This is a genomic window from Rapidithrix thailandica (assembly GCF_039710355.1).
GTDB classification, from domain to species: domain Bacteria; phylum Bacteroidota; class Bacteroidia; order Cytophagales; family Flammeovirgaceae; genus Rapidithrix; species Rapidithrix thailandica.
In genome coordinates this window covers 109,414-115,651 of record NZ_JBDKWZ010000024.1, presented here as the reverse complement: position 1 = coordinate 115,651, position 6,238 = coordinate 109,414, and the positions used below count along the sequence as shown (strand labels likewise).

8 protein-coding genes are annotated in these 6,238 nt (G+C 40.3%); 5 read left to right on the top strand and 3 right to left on the bottom strand.

Annotated elements, in window-relative coordinates; all coding sequences use genetic code 11:
- The first annotated feature begins 230 nt into the window (after positions 1-230).
- The 5 genes from AAG747_RS27255 (at position 231) to AAG747_RS27235 (ending at position 3,796) form a co-directional block, all read left to right on the top strand.
- Positions 231-593 (top strand): hypothetical protein, encoded by a 363-nt coding sequence (locus AAG747_RS27255; RefSeq protein WP_346824426.1) that lies wholly within the window; start codon positions 231-233, stop codon positions 591-593.
- Positions 594-679: 86 nt separating this feature from the next.
- Positions 680-1,369 carry a DUF6882 domain-containing protein gene (locus AAG747_RS27250; RefSeq protein ID WP_346824425.1) on the top strand — a complete coding sequence of 230 codons (690 nt, stop codon included), beginning with the start codon at positions 680-682 and terminating at the stop codon, positions 1,367-1,369.
- A gap of 73 nt (positions 1,370-1,442) precedes the next feature.
- Positions 1,443-1,790, top strand: coding sequence for a hypothetical protein (locus AAG747_RS27245; protein WP_346824424.1), 348 nt, complete (start codon positions 1,443-1,445; stop codon positions 1,788-1,790).
- Positions 1,791-1,874: 84 nt separating this feature from the next.
- Positions 1,875-2,927, top strand: a complete 1,053-nt coding sequence (locus AAG747_RS27240; protein WP_346824423.1) for a DUF4419 domain-containing protein — start codon at positions 1,875-1,877, stop codon at positions 2,925-2,927.
- Positions 2,928-3,088: 161 nt separating this feature from the next.
- Positions 3,089-3,796, top strand: coding sequence for a CTP synthase C-terminal region-related (seleno)protein (locus AAG747_RS27235; RefSeq protein WP_346824422.1), 708 nt, complete (start codon positions 3,089-3,091; stop codon positions 3,794-3,796).
- A 45-nt stretch (positions 3,797-3,841) separates the two neighbouring features.
- Here AAG747_RS27235 and AAG747_RS27230 read toward each other — a convergent pair whose 3' ends face one another.
- The 3 genes from AAG747_RS27230 to AAG747_RS27220 form a co-directional block, all read right to left on the bottom strand.
- Positions 3,842-4,411: a GNAT family N-acetyltransferase gene (locus AAG747_RS27230; RefSeq protein WP_346824421.1), complete on the bottom strand. Its 570-nt coding sequence runs from the start codon at positions 4,409-4,411 to the stop codon at positions 3,842-3,844.
- A gap of 207 nt (positions 4,412-4,618) precedes the next feature.
- Positions 4,619-5,311 carry a LytR/AlgR family response regulator transcription factor gene (locus AAG747_RS27225; RefSeq protein WP_346824420.1) on the bottom strand — a complete coding sequence of 231 codons (693 nt, stop codon included), beginning with the start codon at positions 5,309-5,311 and terminating at the stop codon, positions 4,619-4,621.
- Positions 5,308-6,072, bottom strand: coding sequence for a sensor histidine kinase (locus AAG747_RS27220; protein ID WP_346824419.1), 765 nt, complete (start codon positions 6,070-6,072; stop codon positions 5,308-5,310). Before AAG747_RS27220 ends, AAG747_RS27225 begins: the two co-directional genes overlap by 4 nt.
- Positions 6,073-6,238: the final 166 nt, after the last annotated feature.

Here is a 6,238-nt window from a genome sequence, read left to right as displayed (position 1 = left end):
ACAAGGGATATATCAACAGACCCGGACGGAATACTTACAGAACTACTTGGACGAGTTCTGCTACAAACTCAACAGAAGATATTTTGAAAACAATATCTTTGATAGAATACTAGTCGCTTGCACGCTTACCTGAGCTACTGGCAAGAATACGGATTGTCATTATTATTTTTAAATCAAACGCTGTCAGAATAAATAGCCGTTCGCTGATTAAGAAAGTAGCATTTCAAGATTTGCATCAATTTGCCAAAAACCTGGATAGCACTCAAAACATTGCCTATCTTCCGCATGAAGACTATATTCTCATTGACAAATTGGTCATCAACGTAAAAAAGCGAACCCACGGACAAAAACCTTTGCTTGGCTTTTATCAGAATTACTATGAGGAAGCTGACAAAACACCCTATTCCAACTTGGATAGCTTACTTATTTCCAAAAACATAGAGATCGACAGTAGTCAAGTTTTAAATATCATCCAAAAAATGAAGCTCTACCAGATCTGTGATATTTTTTCTACAAAAATGAAATTTGCTATTGTTGGCAAGTATCGGCAATGCATGGGGAAGAAGGCATCATTTATAGCCCAGGTACCGTAAAAATGGACAGTATGTGTTTTTACATGCTTGAACCTTTAGGAGATAATTTTTATCATTTTACAAGATAAATTCAAACTAAAACCATCATGGACACAACGAATTTTAATTCACTCGAAAAAACCAAAGCACAATCCTTTGAAGAATTATTCGAACAGCATGGAGCGCTTGCATTTGAAAAACAATTCTTGCTCTCAGAGGTAATCGGGGAAAATCACTGGCAATTCGACATGAATGCAGGTTGCATCTCCTTCGGGCAAGAGCTGGTTTTTCCGGTGCAGGTCATCGGATCGCTTTCCTTTGGAGACAATTCCTGGATGTGGGGCTGGGCCAATACGCAAAGCGGTATTCCCGAAAACCTGTTGGAACAATCCAATGCCTTAAAGGCTTTGGGGGAAAAGCTGAATATTCAAGAACTTACCGAGGCTCATTTTGCCGTGGGGGATAACTTTGAGCATAAAATTGGTATGATTGCCTCCGGTTTGTTTGGAGCCAGTAGTTATTATTTGGCCAACTACGGAAAAGGCACCTTGGTCGTCACGATACAGAGCGATCAAATACCGGACGTCAACTACAACTATCCTGAAAAAATCTTCACCACCTTCCCTCAACTGATCGGAAGTATCGATATCAATCACCGGGAAGCGTTTAAAAACTACCTGATTGACAGAGGCTTTCAGCTTAAAACCGATGCCCACAGTATCGAGGGTCTGAAAGACGGTAAAACCGTACGGGCGGAATTTGACGAACAAGGCCGCCTGACCCATTTGAGTAATTAAACGTAAAGTCAAGTAGATGCTCTTCAATCCATAAATTCAATGGCATCTACTCGACTTTTGACAAACCCGGTAAATGAAAGGTAAAACTCAACTATATCGCGTTATTTCTTTAGCCGGAGCTTTGCTCTGGTGTATGACCGGAATTATCATCATAGGAAGCATGCTTAACGAAATAAGTCAAGCCTTCATCAATAGTATGATGGGTATGATCTTTCTTGCTATCGGTTATTATTTATACCTGAAATCAAGAAATTCCTTGCAACTACTCACGGGGTATCTAAAAACCGAAAACCGGACCGTACTGAATAAATTTTTCCTTTTGGAATGCATTTTTGCATCGGTCATTTTTTTTACCGGTCTTTTACTATTTTCGGCCACTGTTTCAAGGGCCTTTTTTGAAAAGATGCCTATTTTCGGTTAAGTTTCAAATTACGGTATAGGGGTCTGGATCTTTGAAAATTTAATCCTTTGTTCAAACCAGGCCATAATCATAAAAAAGATACATATGAATCAAAATTCGGATAAGGGTGTGGTTGTGAAAGCCGCTGATGTGGAAATCAACCCAACGGAATTTAATACAATTTCCGGAAAAGGGCTCTTGGGAACAATGACACCCAGAAAGATGGAAGCCACTTCGCTTAACAATGACCCTGCATATATCAAACTTCATCAAGAAGTGGTTGGTACCAACCACTTTCTATTAATGCTTCAAATGGCATTTAACCAACACAAACCGGTTGCCATTTCGCCCGACCATCTATGGTTGCTGATCTGTCAGGGCTTTGCGGAACATGTAAAGCTCAATCCCGAGTATTTTAGAGAGCGCTTCCCAGGGCTTGAAGAAAAGCAAACCCTTCAGGTACAAAGAGACGATTTTGCAAAAGGTAAGGAAAACCCTTGGGAAGAGATTTTCCCGGAGTTCTCCCGGCAAATTAACCGGATCATTGGGAAAGATTTGTACGATAATACCGTCTTAACTTTTTCAACCTCGACCCTCAAAGAAACCACTGCTTTCGAAATCGTTTTCATGGATACTATGTCCCACTATTTCGACTACGAATTTGTGTCTTTATGTGGGATTCCGGAAATCAAAATAACGGGTACTCAGGAAGACTATGAAAGCATATTAACCGCCTTAACGGCACTTAAACAGTATCACTTGGATTGGTGGATCAACCGGATTTACCCCCTTGTTGAAAAAATCATCCGGGCAATCAACGGAGAAACGGATCGCGACTTCTGGAATTCCATTTATAAAGAAAATAATGAATCGGGCGGCCCATTTGTAACGGGTTGGATCTCTTTGTTTTTCCCTTATATCAAAGCGCAATCCACCAAGCAAAAAGATCAGATAAGAAATCCAAGACTAGAAGGGAATGAGGATTTCCGATCGAAACTTGACGACTTTCCCAGAGGGCGTTCTGTGGTTCCCTTCAAATGGAATTATTCGGGTAGCAATATTTCTATGAGTTTCGTTTCCGGATTCTTAGGCATCCGGGAAAACAAATCCGATCATTTCCTGTCAGCAGACATTAACTGGGTAGTGGTCGAATCTTGATTAGGTGAGCGTTAAAGAATTCTTTGCCCTCCTTTTTGTATTCTATTCTTGATGAATGCCATAAAAGTAAATGACCCGGCAAGGACATTCATCACTTGGGTATTGGGAACCGGATTTCTTTAGTGATAAAAATTTATCCACTTAAACTATACACTATTTCAATGAGGTATCATATTGCCATTCTAGGAGATCATAACCCCAATCATTCCACTCATCAAGCTTTAGACGACAGTATAAAACAAGTTGTAAAATTGTTTGAGGAAGATCTCCGGTTTGATTGGGTAAGTACGGATACTTTTGAGGCCAAGTCGGCCTTCAACCATCAGTATGCAGGCCTATGGATTGCCCCGGGTTCACCGTATAAAAACACCCACAATGTATTGGACGCCATCAGGTATGCCAGGGAGCACAACATTCCGGTTTTCGGTAACTGCGGAGGCTTTCAACATATGCTTCTGGAGTTTGCCAGAAATGTCTGTGGAATTGCCAATGCCGACCATGAGGAAATCAACCCTGATGCAAGCGATTTACTAATTTCAAAATTAAATTGTTCGCTGGTAGAACAAGAAGAAGAATTGACCCTCGTCAATACAAATTCCATTTTGTTTGATACGATTCGAAAAGAAAAACTAACCGGGCGATACTATTGCAACTACGGATTGAATTGCCAATACCAAGCCACCTTAAAAACACAAGGACTTAAAATAACAGCCTTATCCGATGATGGACAAGTCAGAGCATTTGAAGTCGAGCAACATCCCTTCTTTTTAGGCACTTTGTTTCAACCGGCTCTCACCTCCACTTACGAAGAACCCAACCCTTTAATTTATGCATTTGTCCGGAAAGTGATTCAAAATAGTAGACACTAAAATTATCCGCTAAGAACATGTTTCTAAAGAGAGCCTTTCCTGCTTTTAGATATGGCAAGGCTCTCTTTTGAGCAAAAACAGTTTATAACTAAGCTCCACTTCACGAAAAACCTCAAAACCGGCTTTCTCATACCAAGGTATATTTTGTAACGTAGAAGTTTCAAGATACACGGGCCGCTCTCTTTTTTCATACTCCCGGATCACTTCTTCCAACAACTGACTTCCAATCCCCTGGCCTTGAGAAGCAGGATCTACACCAATAAACCATAGATAGCAAAAAGGTATGTCGGGATGGTATTTCTTGATCCGGGCTTCCCGTTTAAGCGTTTTTAACACATTAATATGAAAAGCCAATTGCACCTCCCAAAAGATACGCTTCACACTGCTTTTTTTTCTATCCGGGAGTAAAATCAGGCAACAAGCTTTCCGGTCCTCAGATAACCACACTTCCCCGTATTCCAGACAAATATTAAAAGAATACTCCATCAACTTCCGGATGTTTCTGGCTCTTGACACGCCATCCTTTACCACATAGAGAATGCTTTGATTTTTGTCAAAAGACTTGCTTAAGATATCCACTACAAGGGACTTACAGGAGTGATCGGCAAGATACATTTATACATATAATTTGGTACTCAAGCAAAATTATCCATCAAAAGTCAATTTGACGAATGAATGGGTTTGTTTCTTTGGCAATCATCCTAAAAAATATAGTCATTCGATTACGGGAGAGTTATCGAATGCCTTGGTAACGATTGGAAAAGCACACTTGATTTGATAAACATCCGGCCAACCTTGGGAAACGATCCTGTAAGCTTACTATTAGTTAATCAAAATACGCTCTATGTTTGGTTTGTACACCCTGCCTACCGGGATCACTTTTTCGCCCAGGTGAATTTCAGAGGCTTTCACCAGGCTGACAAAATGTTTGGAAACAATAAAGGAACGGTGTACCCTGAAAAACTCTTCTGCCGGGAGCAAGCGTTCGAAATCGGAAATCTTCATCGGGGTGATGATGTTCGAGCTGCTCAACACTACCAGGCAATAATTCCCTTTGGCTTCGATATAGACAATCTCATGCAAACCCACCCGGTGGTGTTTTTTCTCATCTTTAATAAAGATACTCCTGTCCGGCTGATTCACAGGTATTTCCGAATCGGAAAGCGCATCCACTACCTTTTGGACGGATTTTAAAAAACGCTCAAAAGAAAAGGGTTTTAACAAATAATCGGTGATGTTGTATTCATATCCCTCTAAGGCATATTCCTTATGTGCAGATACCACAATGACATGAGGGGGTTGCGACAAGCTTTTCAGAAAATCAAAGCCCGTTACCCGGGGCATTTTAATATCCAGAAAAACCAGATCTATCGGCTGTGTTTTTAATAATGGAATAGCTTCCAAAGCATGATAACAATTACCCATAAGGTGCATAAAAGGCAACTCTTTGCAATACTTTTCTATCAAGGTATGAGCAATCGGTTCGTCATCGATAATCAGGTAGTTTATCTTCATCGGAGCGTTATCGTTACGGTGGTGGTATAAGTCTTTTCTTGCCGGCTGTTGGTAAAGGTATGTTTTCCCGGAAATAACAAAGCCAACCTTCTTTTCAGGTTTTCGATTCCAATGCCTGGCCGTTTGGAAGGTTTTTCCAAAGGTTCGAAGTTATTTTCCATTTCAAAATGTATAAAATGCCGGTGGGTTTTCAAGGTAAAATGGATATAAGCCCCTTCTATCAGAGTATTCACTCCATGTTTAAAGGCATTTTCCAATAAATTGATAAACAATAAAGGCGGGATGCGTTGTTTTTCATCCTCAATCTCTTTCTCAAAACGTATATCTACGGCCCGTTTCTGACGGATTTGGTGCAGTTCAATAAAATTTTCCAGATAGGCAATTTCGTCCTTCACCGAAACCGTGTGTTTTCGTCCCTCATAAATGGTGAAGCGCATCATTTCGGAAAGTTTGTAAATCACCTCCTGGGTAAGGTCCGATTTTTCTACGGCCAGTCCGTACAGGTTATTCAAGGTATTGAAGAAAAAATGCGGGTTGATCTGGCTTTTTAATAAGTTCAATTCGGCTTTGAGGGTTTCCTCTTGCAGTTTACTGATTTTTTCCTTTTGTCGATAGCGGTCGTGCACCAAGTAAATCACCGGTACCATCAGGGATAAAGACAGAAACACCAGCATCAAATCACTATTTTCCACTTGGTAAATCAGCACCAAAGCCAATATGTAAACGCCCGCCAACAGGGATATTTTGAGGATAGAATTCATTTTAAGGAGTTACAAACATTCACAAGAATGATGTACTTTAACTATTTTTTAAGATGGATAAGAGTTTTTCACAACGTTCGCAAAAGTATTCATGTCAAGGCAACAAAGAAGAACAACAACTCTTCAACCCTGACTGTTAGTCAGTAATCACATTGTAAGACACGTT

Excerpts from the sequence above, each read along its gene's own strand:
- AAG747_RS27245 (WP_346824424.1), top strand. The coding sequence starts at position 1,443 with ATGAAAGGTAAAACTCAACTATATCGCGTTATTTCTTTAGCCGGAGCT.
- AAG747_RS27230 (WP_346824421.1), bottom strand. The coding sequence starts at position 4,411 with ATGTATCTTGCCGATCACTCCTGTAAGTCCCTTGTAGTGGATATCTTA.
- AAG747_RS27235 (WP_346824422.1), top strand. The coding sequence starts at position 3,089 with ATGAGGTATCATATTGCCATTCTAGGAGATCATAACCCCAATCATTCC.
- AAG747_RS27220 (WP_346824419.1), bottom strand. The coding sequence starts at position 6,072 with ATGAATTCTATCCTCAAAATATCCCTGTTGGCGGGCGTTTACATATTG.
- AAG747_RS27250 (WP_346824425.1), top strand. The coding sequence starts at position 680 with ATGGACACAACGAATTTTAATTCACTCGAAAAAACCAAAGCACAATCC.
- AAG747_RS27225 (WP_346824420.1), bottom strand. The coding sequence starts at position 5,311 with ATGAAGATAAACTACCTGATTATCGATGACGAACCGATTGCTCATACC.
- AAG747_RS27240 (WP_346824423.1), top strand. The coding sequence starts at position 1,875 with ATGAATCAAAATTCGGATAAGGGTGTGGTTGTGAAAGCCGCTGATGTG.